Annotated in this window: 12 protein-coding genes; 1 reads left to right on the forward strand and 11 read right to left on the reverse strand. The window is 74.0% G+C overall.

Annotated features, from left to right (window positions below; translation table 11 throughout):
• Positions 1-1,580 (reverse strand): FtsX-like permease family protein (locus ACWC0C_RS32350; protein WP_450867630.1); only part of this gene is annotated, 1,580 nt, incomplete at its 3' end.
• A 155-nt stretch (positions 1,581-1,735) separates the two neighbouring features.
• On the reverse strand, positions 1,736-2,149 hold the full coding sequence (locus tag ACWC0C_RS32355; protein ID WP_450867757.1) for a globin: 414 nt from the start codon (positions 2,147-2,149) through the stop codon (positions 1,736-1,738).
• An 89-nt stretch (positions 2,150-2,238) separates the two neighbouring features.
• Here ACWC0C_RS32355 and ACWC0C_RS32360 point away from each other — a divergent pair, with 89 nt between their 5' ends.
• Complete coding sequence (locus ACWC0C_RS32360) at positions 2,239-3,216, forward strand: methyltransferase domain-containing protein (RefSeq protein WP_450867632.1); 978 nt, start codon at positions 2,239-2,241, stop codon at positions 3,214-3,216.
• 25 nt (positions 3,217-3,241) lie between these two features.
• On the opposite strand, the gene ACWC0C_RS32365 is transcribed toward ACWC0C_RS32360, so the two are convergent.
• From ACWC0C_RS32365 to ACWC0C_RS32405, 9 genes are all read right to left on the reverse strand, one after another.
• On the reverse strand, positions 3,242-4,891 hold the full coding sequence (locus ACWC0C_RS32365) for an FHA domain-containing protein (protein ID WP_450867634.1): 1,650 nt from the start codon (positions 4,889-4,891) through the stop codon (positions 3,242-3,244).
• A gap of 47 nt (positions 4,892-4,938) precedes the next feature.
• Positions 4,939-6,279: a vWA domain-containing protein gene (locus ACWC0C_RS32370; protein ID WP_449195199.1), complete on the reverse strand. Its 1,341-nt coding sequence runs from the start codon at positions 6,277-6,279 to the stop codon at positions 4,939-4,941.
• An 80-nt stretch (positions 6,280-6,359) separates the two neighbouring features.
• Entirely contained in the window at positions 6,360-7,712 is a 1,353-nt protein-coding gene (locus ACWC0C_RS32375) for a PP2C family serine/threonine-protein phosphatase (RefSeq protein ID WP_450867636.1), read from the reverse strand.
• Between the two features lie 3 nt (positions 7,713-7,715).
• Entirely contained in the window at positions 7,716-10,178 is a 2,463-nt protein-coding gene (locus ACWC0C_RS32380; RefSeq protein ID WP_450867638.1) for a tetratricopeptide repeat protein, read from the reverse strand.
• On the reverse strand, positions 10,175-11,449 hold the full coding sequence (locus ACWC0C_RS32385) for a hypothetical protein (protein WP_450867640.1): 1,275 nt from the start codon (positions 11,447-11,449) through the stop codon (positions 10,175-10,177). The genes ACWC0C_RS32380 and ACWC0C_RS32385 overlap by 4 nt, the downstream gene beginning before the upstream one ends.
• Positions 11,450-11,491: 42 nt before the next feature.
• Positions 11,492-12,523, reverse strand: a complete 1,032-nt coding sequence (locus tag ACWC0C_RS32390) for a glutamate ABC transporter substrate-binding protein (protein ID WP_449195336.1) — start codon at positions 12,521-12,523, stop codon at positions 11,492-11,494.
• Positions 12,524-12,537: 14 nt separating this feature from the next.
• The gene (locus ACWC0C_RS32395) at positions 12,538-13,971 is read right to left on the reverse strand and encodes a hypothetical protein (protein WP_450867642.1); all 1,434 of its coding nucleotides are present in this window, start codon (positions 13,969-13,971) and stop codon (positions 12,538-12,540) included.
• A 169-nt stretch (positions 13,972-14,140) separates the two neighbouring features.
• On the reverse strand, positions 14,141-15,112 hold the full coding sequence (locus tag ACWC0C_RS32400) for an N-acetylglucosamine kinase (protein ID WP_449195194.1): 972 nt from the start codon (positions 15,110-15,112) through the stop codon (positions 14,141-14,143).
• A complete protein-coding gene (locus ACWC0C_RS32405) occupies positions 15,103-16,368 on the reverse strand; it encodes a 6-phospho-beta-glucosidase (protein ID WP_450867644.1) in 1,266 nt (421 codons plus the stop codon). The genes ACWC0C_RS32400 and ACWC0C_RS32405 overlap by 10 nt, the downstream gene beginning before the upstream one ends.
• Positions 16,369-16,372: the final 4 nt, after the last annotated feature.

The following is a 16,372-nucleotide window of genomic DNA, read 5'->3' on the forward strand; positions in this document are numbered from 1 at the left end:
GCCACGGGCGGCAGCAGCCGCAGCGTGAGCACGGTCCCGGCGAGCAGCGCCAGCGCGGGCGCGGCCACCAGCAGCGGATCGATCCCGAGCGCCCCGGACCGGTCGGCGGCCACGCCCGCGGACCCCTGCCGCCCCAACTGCCAGTAGGCGACGGCGGCGACCGCGAGCAGACCGAGATCGGCACCGGCGCGCAGCGGAGCGGGGAGGGCACCGGTACGGCCGTCCCCACGCTTCGGCCGACGGGACGGTGCCGTGCGCCGCCCGCCCCGCCGGGACCGCGCCGACCGCGACCGGCCCCCTCGGTCCCCTGCCCCGGCACCCGCCATCGCCGGTACCGTCACCGCCAGCGCGCAGCCCAGGGCCGCCGCTGCCGCGACCAGCCGGACGAGCGGGCGACCGGCCGGGGGCAGGTCCAGGTGCAGGCCGAGCCGGGCCAGTGGGCCGTGCCCGGCGAGCAGCGCGGTGAGCGGGCCGGCGAGCAGGGGCGCGCACACGGCCGCGGGCAGCGCGAGGAGGACCGCCTCGGCCGCGGCGAGGGCGGCGAGCCGGGCACGGGAGGCGCCGCGCGCCCGCAACAGCCGTGTCTCGTCGGCCCGTTCGGTGCTGAGCAGCCTCGCCACCAGCAGCAGCGCGTACCCGGCGAGCAGCACCAGCTGCAGGGTGACGATGAGCAGCGTGGAGCGGGCGACGAGCAGCGAACGGTCCACCCGGTCCAGCACGTCCGGCAGCGAGGTCTGCGCCATCGTCGTACCGTGCAGTGCCGCGCGGCCGCGCAGGCCCGTGCTCCCGGCCCGGGCCGCCGTACGCAGCCGGCCGATCCGCCCGGTCGTCATGCGCGTGAAGTCCGCCGACGCGAGCCACGCCGTGGTCCCGGCGCTGACCCGGCCGCCGGTGAGGACGGAGGGGTCGGCGAGCAGTGGGCCGTAAGTCATGAAGCCGGCCTGTTTCGCCCCGCGGCCGAGCAGGTCGTCCAGCTGCCAGTACGGCGCCGTCACCGAGACGGGGCGGTACAGGCCGGTGATCCGCACCCGTACCGGCGGGCCGTCCAGCCGGTCGGTCAGGGTGAGCCGGTCGCCCGGCCCCAGCCGCAGCGCGCGGGCGGCGGTCTGCGGCAGCGCGACCTCGACTGAGCCGTCGGTGCCGCCGGTGGCGTCGGTACGGCGCGGGAGGCGGCCTGTGGTCAGCCGCAGTTGGGTGCGGTCCAGTGCCGCGAGGTAGGTGAGGTCGGGGTCGCCGGAACCGGCTGCGGGCGGCTTCGGCGAGCGGGGGAGCGCGTACGGGCCCGAGCGGCGCAGCGTCCGTACCGTCACCGGCAGGCCGTCGAAGGTCTCGCGGGCGCCCTCGCGTACGGCGGTGTCGGCGGCGGCGCGTCCGTCCGGCGGCACATCCGCCTTGACGATCAGCGCGGTGCCGGCCGCGGAGCGGGGGTCGGCCAGCGCATGGCGCAGCGCGGCGTCGCCGATCGCCGCCGAGTACGCGGTGAGGGTCGCCAGCACCGCGGTGGTCAGCACCACGGTGAGCAACGCCGCACCCAGCAGCACCCGGTGCGCACGCGCGCGTAAGAAGACGAACCCCGTCACCCGGCCCCCGTGTGTCCGGCACTCCAGACTTCCGGGCGATGCTGGCAGACCGGACCGGCCGGGGGTAAGCGGTTGTCGACCGGTCTATACCGGATCGTGACCGGAATACGGCGATGTCCGACCGGAATCCGACGTTCAGCTGCGCGGGTTCGGGCTCAGTCCGGGGTGTTCACCATCGACGCGGCGGCGTACGCCAGGTAGTTCCACAGCGTCGTCTCGTGCTCCTCGGACAGCCCGAGTTCGTCGACGGCCACCCGCATGTGCCGCAGCCAGGCGTCGTGCGCCGCCCGGTCCACGGTGAACGGGGCGTGCCGCATGCGCAGCCGGGGGTGGCCGCGGTGCTCGCTGTAGGTGGTGGGGCCGCCCCAGTACTGCATCAGGAACAGGGCCAGCCGCTCCTCGGCCGGGCCCAGGTCCTCCTCCGGGTACATCGGCCGGAGGATCGGGTCCTCGGCGACTCCCTCGTAGAAACGGTGGACGAGCCGGCGGAAGGTCTCCTCCCCGCCGACCTGCTCGTAGAAGGTCTGCTCCTGAAGCGTGCCGCGCCGAATCTCATTCACGCCTCCTATGGTCTCAGACCGGGTGACCGAGGTCTCAAGGCTTAGGACCCGCGGCCCGGCCCGCCCCCGCGGTGGATCGCCGCCCCTACTGTGGACCCATGGGTGCTCACGACACCGGGACCGGTGCCCTGGCCGTGGCCGCGCGGGCCGCGTTGGTGCGGGAGATCGACGCCGCCGGGGCCTGGGCGCGGGACCCGGTGTGGTGTGCGGCGTTCGCGACGGTGCCCCGGCACCTGTTCGTGCCGTACTACTACGTCGCCGGGCCGCGCGGTTATGAGCGCCGCTGGGGCGAGAGCCCTGAACCCGAGGCACGCGAGCGCTGGGTGCGCGGCGCCTACACGGACGCGCCGCTGGCCACCCGGCTGCGCGACGGCGAGCTGGTCTCCTCCAGCAGCCAGCCCTCCCTGATGGCGCGGATGCTGGTCGCGCTGGACGTCGAGGACGGCGACCGGGTCCTGGAGGTGGGCGCCGGCACCGGCTACAACGCGGCCCTGCTCGCCTTCCGGCTCGGCGACGACGACCTGGTCACCACCATCGATCTGGAGCCGGAGATCACCGAATCGGCCCGCCGGCACCTGGACGCGGCCGGGTTCCACCCCGCCGTCGTCACCGGCGACGGCGCGCGCGGGGTGCCCGAACGCGCCCCGTTCGACCGGATCATCGCCACCTGCGAGCTGTCCACGGTCCCGCGCGCCTGGCTCGCCCAGTGCCGCCCCGGCGCCCGGATCCTGACCCCGCTGGCCACCGGCCTGCTCGCGCTCACCGTGCGGGACCCGGCACACGGCGAGGGCCGTTTCCTGCCCACGGCCGCCTACTTCGTACCGCTGCGCGGCGACGGCAGGCCCGAGCCGGAGGGCGTGTCGCTCGCCGGGCTGCCGGGCCGGGCCCGCGACCAGGAGACGTTCCGCTTCCTGCTCGCGCTGACCCGGGGCACCCTCGATCCGCGGGAGGCCTACGCGCTGTGGGAGCGCGAGGGCATGCCGGAGCGCGAGCGGTACGGCGTCACGGTCGGCGGCGAGCAGGCCTGGGCATGGCTGGACGAGCCGCAGGGGCCGTACGCCTGGCCCCTGCCCTGACTCCTGCCGGCCGCCGCGACTCCTGCTAGCCGCGGCGGATGGTGATCGTCGTCCAGGCGCCCACGTGCACCCGGTCGCCGTCCTGGAGCGGAATCGGCACGAACGGCTGGATCGGTTCCTCGGACATGTTGACCGTGGTGCCGTTGGTCGAGTTCTGGTCGACGACCGCCCAGCTGCCGTCCGGCTGCTGCACCAGCACCGCGTGCTGGTGCGAGACGCCCGGGTCCTCCGGCGGCACCGACAGGTCGATGTCGGGGGTGTCGCCGGTGGAGTGCCGGCGGCGGCCGATGGTGATCTGGTTGCCGCCGAGCGTGCGCTGTTGCTCGGGCGAGTACGCGGGCAGGTTCAGGCCCGCGGCCTCGGGGCCGGAGCGCTGCATCATCGCCATGAAGTAGTCGCGGTCCGGACCGATGGTCGCCGTCCAGGTGCCCCGCTGCTGCGGGAAGCCGGGACCGCCGGGCGGGGCCTGCGTGGCGGCGGGCTGCGGATAGCCGTACCCGCCGCCGGGGCCCCCGGAGGGGCCGGCGGACGACGGCGGGGAGATCACCCAGTCGTCGTCCCCGCCACCGAAGGAGGGACCACCGGGGGGCGGACCGCCGGCGGGCCGGCCGCTCTCGCGGGGGAAAGCGGGTGGCGCGGGCGGACCCGGCTGCTGGTACGCCTGCGGGGCACCGCCGGGACCGGCACCCGGGCCGGCCTGCGGGGTCGGCCCGGGCGGCGGGGGCACCGGACGCGAGGGGTCGCCGCCGAAGCCGGAGGGACTGGGCGCGCCGGGACCGCCATGGGGCGGACCGGGGGGAGTGGGGGCACCGGGACCGGAGGGCTCACGTCCGAAGGGCGGCGGACCGGCGGGACCACCGGGGCCCTGCCCCTGACCGGGGCCGCCACCGAAACCGGACGGACCACCGGGACCGCCAGGTCCCTGACCCTGACCCTGACCGGGACCGCCGCCGAAACCGGACGGACCACCGGGACCACCGGGACCGCCAGGTCCCTGACCCTGACCCTGCCCCTGACCGGGACCGTCGCCGAAGCCCGAGGGGCCACCGAAGCCGCCCGGACCACCGGCACCGCCGGGACCCTGGCCCTGGCCGCCCCCGAAACCCTGACCCTGACCCTGGCCCTGACCGGTGCCGCCACCAAAGCCGCCCGGACCGCCCGGACCCGACGGACCCGGCGAGGTCGGCGGAGCCGACGGGCCCCGGTCGCTGCCGAACGGCGTCGGGCCCGACGGCTCGCTGCCGAAGGACGGGATCGGCTCGGCGGGCCGGTTCATCTGCGAGGGCCGCGAGCCCTGGTACTCGTACCCGTCATTGCCGCCGTAGGTCGAGCTCGGCGGCTGGAACCGCGGCTGCGGCGTGCGCGGCGCGGCCGGCGTGTACGAGGTGGCCGTGTTGGTCAGGAAGTTCCACCGGCACTCCTCGCAGAAGGGCGCGCCGCCCTCGCGGGGCGTGCGGCACTGCGGGCACAGCTCCGGCTCCGCGGCCGACGCGGCCGGCGGGCGGACGCCGGCCTGGCCGCCGGGACCGCCCGGTCCGGCGGGCGGCGGGAAGCCGTAACCGCCCGCGGGCGGGGGCGGCGGCGGGGGCGGAGGTACGGCACCGGCCATGCGGTGACCGCAGACCTCGCACCAGTCGTCGGAACCCGACTGGTGTCCGTTCGGGCAGGTCGGCATGTCGGCGCTTCCCCTTCTCCTACGCTTCCAGGGTCAGTTCTTAAGGGTCACTTCTTTACACGAACAGTCTTTGTGGACCGGGTCTCCAGAGTCATCTCATCGGCCTCGGCGACCCTCGTCTTCAACCGCACAGTACCTGTCGCGGCGTCGACCACGTCCACCACCTTCGCAAGCAGTTTCGCAGTATCGGCGTTCCCGGAGGCGTTGGCGAGCTGAACTGCGCGCCCCAGTTTGGCCGTTGCCCCATCGAAATCGCCCGCTTTGCGAAGATCGATCCCTTGCTGGATGGCTTGTGCCAGTTCGGCCTGCCCGGTGTAGTGGGCGACTTGGGGGTTGATGGAGGTGGAGGCCGCCATGTCGTCGGTCCAGACGGCCCGTACGAGGCCCTGTGCGCCGAGGTTCTGTACCGATCCGTCCGGTTGCGGCACGACCAGCGAGACCCGGGCCGCGAGCATCTCCTGGCCGAGGCCGGCCGCCGGGACCTGCACGCACAGGTGGTAGTCGCGGGACTCGTCGCCCCAGGACCCGGTCGGATAGTCCCCGGCACGCGGCCCGGCCTCGGTGCGGCGGCCGGTCAAGTCCTCGACGGTGGGCGCCACTTGCTTGACGAACCGGATGGTCGTGCCGACCGGCGTCCACACCCTGAGCGAGACGTCGGCGACCTCCTTGCCCATCGCCGTCTCCATCATCCGCGTGAAGTCGGCGGCGAGGCCCGCCGGGTCGGCCACGATGTCGGCGGTGCCGAGCAGCGCGGAGGCGATCCCTGTGACTTCTTTCACTTCCCAGTCGGTGCCCACGCCCCGTGCGTCACAGGTGAACCGTCCCGCACACGCCTCCAGCGTCGCCCTCAAATCCTCGGGAGACTCGTGTTCGTTGCGGCCGTCGGTGAGCAGGATGCCGTGCCGGATGCCGACGTCCGCCGAGTTCAGCAGCCGGTCGGCGAGCCGCAGCCAGGTGCCGATGGCCGTACCGCCGCCCGCGCTGAGCCGTCGTAGCGCCTGCTTGGCCTGTTCGCGGGTGGTGGCGTCGGCGATCGCGAGCCCGCCGCCGCCCGGATAGACCTCCTTGGCCACGTGCGTGCCGCCGATCACCGCGAAGTGCGTGCCGTCGCGCAGGGCGTCGATCGCGGCGGCCGTGGCGTCCCGGGCGCCCCGCATCTTGGTCGGCGGGTAGTCCATGGACCCCGAGCAGTCGACCATGACCGCCACGGCGGCGGACGGGCCCCGGCCCTGCGGGTACACCGGGGTCACGGCGCTGCCGACCGTACCGCCGCCGGTCGCCGTCACCGTGACGATCGAGTTGACCTCGCGCCCGCCCTCCGGCAGGTACTCGTTCTGATAGACGTCCATCGAGAACTGCGGCACATGCGACTTCGCGAAATTGGCCATGCGTACTCAAATCCCCCTTGACCGCCCTGCCGAAGCAGGGCGATGGCTGTGAACGGGCCGGTCCCCTCCGGCCCGTGGCCTCAGGCCGATCCTGCCCCCTGCGGCGGCACCGGGAACGGCACGACGGCCACTGTTACGTTGTCGTGGCCCCCGCCGTCCAGGGCGTGGCCGACCAGGACCCGGGCGCTGTGCAGCGGGCGCTCGGCCGCGTCCGCGGGCACGACCTCGGACATCTCCTCGGCCGTCTCGGCGTAGTTCCACAGGCCGTCGGTGCACACCACCACGACACCGGACCGGTCCGGCTTGAAGGACGCCGTGTGCGGCTCCAGTTCGTAGGCGTCCGCGCCGAGCCAGCCGGTGATCGCGTGGGCGCGCTCGTCGGCGTACGCCTCGGCCTCGCTCATCAGGCCTGCGGCGACCATCTGCGCGGCCCAGGAGTCGTCCTCGGTCAGCCGGGCCGGGGGCGCGCTGCGGTCGTCCGGCACCCAGTAGACACGGCTGTCGCCGACCCAGCCGACGACCAGCAGCCCGGCGGCGACCACCGCGCCGACGATCGTGCAGGCCGGGGCGTTCTGGTGCGGGGCGTGCTCGCGGGCCGTGGCGGGCTCCTCGGCGAGCGCGTTCACGGCCTGCGCGGCGGCGACGATCGCCTCGTGCATGGCCGTCTGCGGATGCGTGCCGCGCGGCAGGGCCGACAGCAGCGTGTCACCGGCCGCCTGGGACGCGGCCGCTGACGCGTCGTCGGGGCGGGTCGCGGAGGACACACCGTCGCAGACGACCGCGAGGGTGGCCGGCGTGCCGTCGGGCAGCGCGATGTGGCCGACGGCGAAGGCGTCCTCGTTACGGTGGTGGCGCAGGCCGCGGTCGCTGACGGCGGCCACCGGGCCCGACTCCCGCTCCAAGTGGTCGCGTTCCCGGGGCTGGGCGTGCCCGCAGTTCTCGCAGTAGCCGTCGCTGTCCACCCGGCCCGCCCGGCAGGCCACGCACAGCTGCGCGGGCTCCTGCGGTACGGCTGTCTTCTCGAGGTTCTCGGCCACGCGCGGGTCGGGCGCCTGCAGCGGGTACTCCTCGGGCTCCGCGGGCCGGTCGAAGCGCACCCCGGAACCGGCCTCTCGCCGGGCACCCGCGGTGGCCTCGCTGCCGGGCTCGTGGCCGTGCAGCGGCGCGCCGCCTGAGTCGGTGCCGGGCAGGTCGGCCGGCAGATGCGCCGGCGGCGGGGTGCCGGAGCCGGCCGGCTCGGGCGCGGGCCAGGCAACCCCCTCCAGGCCCTCCCCGGCGGTGCCGGTCATGGTGAGCGTCGGATGGTCCTGCGGCGGCTCGGGTACGACGGAGAGGTCGTACCCGCACGCTCCGCAGAAGAGGTCGCCCGACTCGACGGGCTCCGCGCAGCTCGGGCACTTCGCCAGTGCGGCCTGCTGGGGCATCTGCGACATCAACTACACCCACGTCCGGGGGCGGTAACGGTTGGCCCGTTCCACCAGTTCGATCCTCTCCTCGCCGCCGGGCGCCAGCCGGGCCAGCGTGCGGTAGGCGCGCTCCAGGCCGAAGCGGAGGCCCCGCTCGTCCAGACCGCTGCCCAGCAGCACCCGTCCGCCGGCGGCGGGCGCGGTGCCCTGGCTCCCGGAGAGTATCCAGTCCAGCGCCGAGCCGAGGACTTCCGCCGACAACTGCTCACGCCGCGCCGGGTCCAGACCGTACGCGTCCAGCGCCTCGACCTGCCCGGCGGCGGCCGTCAGGTCGTCCAGGAACGGTACGTCACCGGCCGTCGCCGTGCGCTGTCTGAGCCGCGCCCGGACCGCGGCGACCCGGGCGGCCGTGTAGTGGATGGAGGACTCCGGCACCGACTCCAGGGTCCGCACCGCGCCGTGCCGGTTCCCGGCCGCGAGCTGCACCCGGGCGAGCCCGAAGGCGGCGCTCACATAGCTGGGGTCGGCCGCCCACACCAGGTGGTAGTACTCGGCCGCGTTGTCCAACTGGCCCAGCACCTCCGCGCACAGACCGAGGGCCAGCTTCGGCGCGGCCTCGCCGGGGAAGGCGTCGTAGATCGCGTCGAAGGCGAGCGCGGCGCCCTCGAAGTCGCCGGTGACCAGGGCGGCGACGCCCCGGTACCACACCACCCGCCAGTCGTCGGGCCGTTGCTCGTCCAGCTTGGCCAGGCTCATCAGCGCGGCCTCGTGGTCGCCGCTCTCCAGCCGGGCCCGGATCTGCCGGAGCCGGGTCTCCACGGTCTGCGCGGGCGCCGCGTCCAGGGCGCTGATCAGCTCGGCCGGTGCGGAGGTCATGAGACCGGCGAGGAAACCGGCGTTGGGGTCGTTCGGATCGACCAGCGGGACCGGCAGGGCGAGCGCGGTGGCAGGGGCGTCGACGGGCTTGACCAGGGCGGGCGGCGGCAGCGCCGGGGCAGCGGGCGTGGCCTTGGACAGCGGCCGGGTCCCGAGGCGGGACACATCCCCGTCCAGCCGTGGGAACAACTCCCGGTCCACGACCCTCACTTCGGGCCCGAACAGCGTCGACAGGGCGGGCCGGGCCTGGCCGGTCTGCAGGGAGACCACCTCGCGCAGGACCCCCGTCAGCTGCTCGGCCATCTCCTGCGCGGAGGCGAACCGGCGGGCCGGGTCGGGGTCGGTGGCGCGGACCAGCAGCCGGTAGAAGGACTCGTAGCGGCGCAGGACGTCGACGGTCTCCGGGTCGGGCAGGGAGTCCACGTAGACGTTGGTGTACCCCTGGAAGTCGAAGGTGAGCACCGCGAGCGTACGGCCCACCGTGTACAGGTCGCTCGCCACCGACGGGCCGGCCTCCGCCACCTCCGGCGCCTGGTAGCCGACCGTGCCGTAGATCGCCGACTCGTCGTCGTCCATGCGGCGCACCGCGCCCATGTCGATCAGCTTGAGCTGGTCCTCGGTCTGGATGGCGTTGTCGACCTTGAAGTCGCAGTACAGCAGGTTCCGGCTGTGCAGGTGGCCGAGGGCCTCCAGGGCCTCGATGCCGTAGGCGCAGGCCTGCTCCACCGGCAGCGGGTCGCGGCGGCCCTCCGTCGTACGGCGGGCGTTGGCGATCTCCTTCAGGGACTTGCCGCCGACGTACTCCATGACGATGTAGCCGTCGAGGGAGCCGGTGCGCTGGTCCAGGTGCTCCACGAAGTTGTAGATCCGCACGATGTTGGCGTGCTCGATCTCCGCGAGGAAGCGCCGCTCGGAGATCGCGGCCGCCATCGCGTCCTGGTCGCCGGTGTCCAGCAGGCCCTTGAGTACCACCCAGCGGTCGGAGACGGCCCGGTCCACGGCGAGGTAGATCCAGCCGAGCCCGCCGTGCGCGAGACAGCCCACGACCTCGTACTGGCCGTGCACCACGTCACCGGCCTTCAGCTTGGGCACGAAGGAGTACGGGTGCCCGCACTTGGTGCAGAAACCCTCCGTGCGCCCCGGCCGCTCCCCGCGGGCCCGGCCCACCGGCGCCCCGCAGTCCGAGCGGGAGCAGAACCGCTTGCGCTCCGGCACCTCCGGGTTCTCGAGGACCATCGCGCGCGGGTCCGGCCGCGGCACCTGCGGCACATGCACCAGACCGGCGCCGAGCCGCCCACGGGTGGACGTCCCCGACGACGAACCCGAGCTGCGCACCGACACCGAACGCCCGGAGGAGCGGCCCGACAGGGACCGGGAGAGCCGCCCGGAGACCGAGCGGCGCGACTTCGACGACTGCGAGGACGTGCGCGAGCTGCTGCGCGAACTGCCGCTGTCCGCCGCGCCCCTGGTGATCCCGGTCGCGGGCGAGCCGACCATGCCCCTCGCCGACACCACCGGCGCGAGGCCGCAGGTGTCGCAGTACAGCTCGCCGCCGCCGACGTCCTCGTACGACCCCTCGCAGCCCGGCCGCTGGCAGGTCTGCCCCGGCTGACTCATGACTGGTCCCCCTTACGGTCGACAGGCGCGCCCGCGCCGCCGAGCAGCTCGGCCGCCAACTGCTGGTAGCGCAGCACGGCCTGCTCGGCCACCCGCAGATCACAGGGCGCGCTCCACAGCATCCGCCGGGCCGCGTCGTACCGCTCGACCAGGAACGGGTCCTCCGCGAGTCCGTGCCGGGCGACCTTCGCCTTGTACGCGTCCAGCCGGCCGCGCAGCTCGGCGCGGACCGCGAGCGGCGCGGTGACCGCGGTCAACGACTCGCGGGCGCGCAGCAGTTCGTCCTCCGCCTTCTGCTCCAGGGACTCCAGGAGCGGGGACAGGCGGTGCCACTGCGCCTGCCTGCGGTACTCGGCCGCCGTCGCCAGCTGCTCCTGGAGCACGGTCGGCGGGCCGCTGACCACCGGCACCTCGGTCGCCGCGATCTTCGCCAGCACCTCGCCGCGCGCGGTGCGGGCCTCGGCCAGGGTGCGGTCGGCGCGCGAGAGCACGTCCCGCAGCCGGATCAGCCGCGCCTCCGCGTCCTGCCGGACCGTCAGCACGGCGTCGATCTCCCGGCGCACGTCCTCCAGGGCGCGCGCCTCACGGTCGTACACGGTCGTGTCCGGACGGCCGCCGCCGGGCGCCGAACTGCCCTCGGCCGGCACCCAGAAGGCGAGCGGGTCGGAGACGACGTCCTCGCGCAGCTTGGTCAGCGTGCGCGTGATCCGCTCCAGATCGTCACCGGAGGGGTGCTCGCCGGGACGCACGCCGACGGAGTGCGCGAGCTGCCGGGTGCGCTGCAGTTCCGCGGCGAGTAAATCGATCCGGGCGGGCAGCGCCGACCACACCGCGTCGGCGGCGACGACCAGGTCCAGGCTGGTCGCGTACAGCTCGTTCATCCGGTCGACCAGGCTCGCCAGCGAGAAGGACTCGCTGAGCGTGCCGTTCCCGGCCACGGTGACGGACGCGCCGCGCAGCAGCTCGGTCAGCTCCACCAGGTCCTCGCGGCTGGACCAGCGGCGCCGGCCGCGGATCTCACGGGCCGAGCGCAGCGCGTCCGCGTAGGCGTCGAAGTACCCCCACAGCAGGGTGATCTGCGCCTCCGTGGCCTGCCAGCGCTCTTGGGTGACACCGGTCAGTTCGGCGCCTTCGAGGAGTCTGCGGCCCGCGTGGTCCTGAAGCGCCAGCAGCGAGGTCTCGATCGCCTCGTGCTCCTGGCCGAGCCGCGCCAGCGCACGGTCCACCTCGTCCCGGTCCATTACCGGCCCGGCGGGGTCCGTGACGCCCATCGATCACCTCTCGCTGCTGTCAAGTGTTCCGGTCGGATGTGCTCAGCTCGTCCGCAGATACTGCGGCGCGGGCGGCTTGGACGCGCTCGAGTCCTTTCCCAGTGTCGCCGACAGCCATGTGTCGTACGACGCCTGCCAGCCGCTGGCGCGGTAGCCCACCAGGATGCGGTTGACCCGGCGTACCAGATCGGCGGCGTCCTTCTTCATCGCCACGCCGTAGTACTCGGTCGTGAACGCCCCGCCCTTCAGTTCGACGGTCGGGTCCTGTGCGGCCTGGCTGGCGGCGAGCGCGCCGTCGGTCACCACCGCGTCCACCTCGCCGAGTTGCAGCCTGACCAGACAGTCGAGCTGGTTCGGGACGGTGGTGGAGATGTCGGTCGAGGCGGGCAGGGTGCCGCCCTTCTTGTCGGCGTCCAGCTTGGTGTACGCCGTCGAACCGGCCGCCGTGCAGACCCTCTTGTGCGCCAGCGTGGCGTTGTAGCCCGTGACGGAGGACGACTTGGGTGCGAGGACCTGCTGCCCGGTCTTGAAGTAGGGCGCGGAGAACGCCACCTGGGACAGCCGGTCACAGGTGATCGTCATGGTCCGTACGACCATGTCCACCCGGCCGTCCTCTATGGCGGAGATGCGCTGGCTGGTCGGAATGGCCTTGAACTGCACCGCGTCCGGGTCGCCGAGGATGTCCTGCGCGATCCGGTGCACCAGGTCGATGTCGAAGCCCTCCAGCTCCGCGCCCTGGGTGTTCGGGTTGCGGTAGCCCCAGTGGTAGCTGTTCTGGTCGACGCCGACGATCAGCTTGCGCTTGGCGCCCGTACGAGCCTTGATCGCGTCGATCGTCGGCCCGTCCGCGCCGGACGGCGACAGCGTCTGGTTCTGCGCCTCGGAGGGCTTGCAGTCCTCGGCGCGGGCCTGGGTGCCGGCCGCCACGCGCTGCCCGGCGGGCCTGCCCCCCTGCCCTGCCCGCTGGGCGCAGGGCAGCAGCAGGACGAACGCCAGGGCCAGCGCGCACAGCACCGCCATCGCGCCGACCCCGCCCCAGCCCCGCAGGGAGGCCCGTACACGCGCCGCGTACATCGTCATGCCCCCTGTCACCGGTACTCCGAAAGTCTGCGTCCGATGCCGAACACGGCACCGGCCGCGCCGAGCACCGCGAGGACGGCCGCGCCCACCGGCAGCCCGGTCATGGCGTCCCGCCCGTCGCCGGCGGCCTGCGCGAACTCGTCCTGCTCGTGCTCGATCGCCCGGGCGAGACTGCGGTCGACGCCGTCGAAGCACTGGCCGGTGGCGCCCTGGGCGCCGATGACCTCGTCCAGCGCCTGCTGGTAGTTGCCGTTCTCGTCCTCGGTGCGGGCCGCGGTGTGGCGCTGTTTCCACACCGCCATGTTGCTCTCGGCCGTCTTGACCGGCGTACGGCCGCCCTGGTCGTCGGCGAGCTGCTCGGCCTGGGTCAGGCCCTTGCCGAGGGTGGTCAGGTCCTTGTCGAAGTCGTAGTAGTACGCGTCGTACGTCCGCCCGCCCACCGTGATGGTCTCGGCGCCGCGTGCCACCAGGCTCAGGTTCTCGTTCCCGCGCGCCTTCAGGGAGGCGATCCGGGCGTCGTGCAGGACGGTCAGCGAGCGGATGCCGTGGTCGTAGGAGCCGTTCAGCTCCGCGCGGGCCACCGCGTGCCCGACGACCAGCCACAGCAGGGCTATGGCCGTGGCGCCGGAGGCGGCGACCAGGCCGTGGTTGAGGACGCGGTTGGTGCGCCGGTAGGTGCGGTGCTGGGCCCAGCCGAGCGCGGCCAGGGCGAGCACGCCGAGCCCGATGGCGATCCACGGGTACGGCGTGGCGCTGCCGTAGTCGGCGTCGAGCCGCTGGTTCTCCTTGGTGTAGAGATCCTCCGCCGCCGGGAGCATCTCCTTCTGCATCTTCTCGTTGGCGTACCGCAGATAGGCGCCGCCGACCGGATACCCCTGCCGGTTGTACGTCCGCGCCCGCTCGATGAGCCCCTTGTACTCGGGCAGCAGTTTGTTCAGCTTGGCGATCGTCGCCTCGGAGGCCGAGCCCGGCTCGGCATTGGCGGCGGCCGTGACGAGACCGGACGCGGCGGTCTGGATGTCCTTCTCGTACCGGTCCCGGGAGGCGGCCGTCTCCTGCCCTCCGGCCAGAAACCCGCTGGACGCGGCCGTGTTGGCGTCGGCCAGCGACCGATAGATGTCGGCCGCACCGGAACTGAGCGGCTGGCTCCTGTGCAGCACGTCGTCGGCGGCGGCCGCCCGCTCACTGGCCTGCCAGGCGGTGACCGCGCCGAACGCCACGACCAGCAGCGCCAGCACGGCCCCGATGATCCGCAACCGCCCCGGCTCGGTGGTCGCCGCGCCCTTCAGCCGCTCGACACCCTCGGCGAACGCGGTCCGCCGGGCGGCCGGGGCGGGGGAGCCGGTGGGAGCCGGCCGGCCGGGCTGTGCGGGGATGCCGGGGGCGGCGGGCATGCCGGGGCCCGCCACTGGTGGCGCTGCGCTCTTCGGCGGGTGTGTCACTCGACCTCCCCCAGGGTCATCCGTTCGCCGCCAAGTATCGCCGCAGGGACTGACATCCGCACCGGCCTTCACTGGATCTTGATCGGATCGCAGCGTGCGCTGCTCATGAATACGCCGGGCGCAGGTGTTCGGTTCCCCCGGGGGAGGTGCCGGTGTGGTGGAGTGGCGGCTATCCCTCCCAGTACCCCCGCGCCCGCACCTGCGCCTGCGTGTCCGCCCCCAGGTGGTCCAGGCCCAGCAGGGCCGCGCCCAGGACCGGGCTCGCCGTGACCACCCGGACGTCGGCCTTGGGGGCGCGGGCGGTCAGCAGGTCGCGGATGCCGTCGTCGAGCAGGGCGTGGCCGGCCGTCAGGACGCTGCCGCCCAGCAGGACCGGCGTCTCCTCGTCGAGCAGGTCCAGCCGGGTCAGCGCCACCGTGGCCAGCACCGTCACCTCCTCGGCGAGCCGGGCGACGAGCGCGCGGGCCACCGGGTCGCCCTCGGCGGCCGTCGCGAAGAGCACCGGAGTCAGCTCGTGCCGGCGGTCGTGGTCGATGTGCTCCAGGTGCAGCGCCTCGATCAGCGCGTACATGGTCGGCAGCCCGAAGTGCGCGGGCAGGGTGCGGGCGAGGGCCGTCGGCCCGCCCCGGCCGTCCTCCGCGCGGGCCGCGCACCACAGCGCCTCCTCCGCCAGGCCCCAGCCCCCGCCCCAGTCACCGGAGATACGGCCGATGGCCGGGAAACGCGCGGTACGGCCGTCGGGGCGCATGCCGACGCAGTTGATGCCCGCACCGCACACCACGGCCACCCCGCGCGGCTCGGCGACGCCCGCCCGCAGGATCGCGAAGGTGTCGTTGCGCACCTCCACCGACGCGCCCCAGCCGCGCGCCCGAAGCGCCGTCGCCAACTGCTCCTCCTCGACCGGGAGATCGGCGTTGGCCAGGCACGCCGAGACATGCGAGACGGACGTGACGCCCGCGTCCGCGAAGGCGCGCCCCACCGGTTCGGCCAGCGCGTCCAGCGCCGCCGGCACCCCGACCGCGGGCGGGCGGAAGCCACCGCCGCGGGCCGTGGCCAGGACCTCCCCGGCGGCGCCGACCACGGCCACGTCGGTCTTGCTGTTGCCCGCGTCGATGGCGAGCACGGTCGAGATCAGGCCCACGCGAGGTGCTCCCGGTTGTGTGCGATCAGCTGGTCGGCCAGGGCGTCGGCGTACTCGTACTGGCCGATCAGGGGGTGGGAGAGGAGAGCGCGGAAGACACGGTCGCGGCCTCCGCGCAGCGCCGCCTCCAGGGCCAGGTCCTCGTACGCCGTCACGTTCGCGATCAGCCCGGAGAACAGGGGGTCCGGCTCCGGCACCGGCAGCGGGGCGGGGCCGTTCGGGCCGACGGCCGCCTGGACCTCGATCACCGCGTCGTCGGGCAGGAAGGGCAGCGTGCCCCGGTTGACGGCGTTCACCACCTGGTACGGGCTTCCTCCTGCGCCGAGCAGCGCCGCCGCCAGGTCCACCGCCGCCTCCGAGTAGTAGGCGCCGCCGCGCTTGCCGAGCAGCGCCGGTTTCTCGGCCAGGGACGGGTCGCCGTACATCGTCAGCAACTCCCTTTCCATGGCGGCCACTTCGCTGGCGCGGGAGGGCTTGGTGCGCAGTTCGCGTACGACCTCGTCGTGGGCGTAGTAGTAGCGCAGGTAGTAGGAGGGGACCACGCCCAGGCGGTCCAGCAGGGGGCGCGGGAGGTGGAGGTCGTCGGCGATCGCGTCGCCGTGCTCGGCGAGCAGCTTGGGCAGGACGTTCTCGCCCTCCGGTCCGCCGAGGCGCACCCCGGTCTCCCAGGTGAGGTGGTTGAGGCCGACGTGCGCGAGGTGGACGTCCGCCGGGGCCACGCCGAGCATGTCCGCGAACTTCCGCTGGAAGCCGATCGCCACGTTGCACAGCCCGACCGCGCGGTGCCCGGCCTGGAGCAGGGCGCGGGTGACGATGCCGACCGGGTTGGTGAAGTCGATGATCCAGGCGCGCGGGTTGGTACGGCGGACCCGTTCGGCGATGTCGAGGACGACCGGGACCGTGCGCAGCGCCTTGGCCAGACCGCCCGCGCCGGTGGTCTCCTGGCCGACGCAACCGCACTCCAGCGGCCAGGTCTCGTCCTGCTCGCGGGCCGCCTGGCCGCCGACGCGCAGCTGGAGCAGGACGGCGTCGGCGCCGTCGACTCCCGCGTCCAGGTCGGCGGTGGTGACGATCCGGCCGGGGTGACCCTGCCGGGCGAAGATCCGGCGGGCCAGGCCGCCCACCAGCTCGAGGCGGTCCGTGGCCGGGTCCACGAGGACGAGTTCCTCGATGGGCAGGGTGTCCCTGAGGCGTGCGAAGCCGTCGATGAGTTCGGGGGTGTAGGTCGAGCCTCCGCCGACCACGGTGAGTTTCATATGC

It is taken from the genome of Streptomyces sp. NPDC001709 (assembly GCF_053596375.1).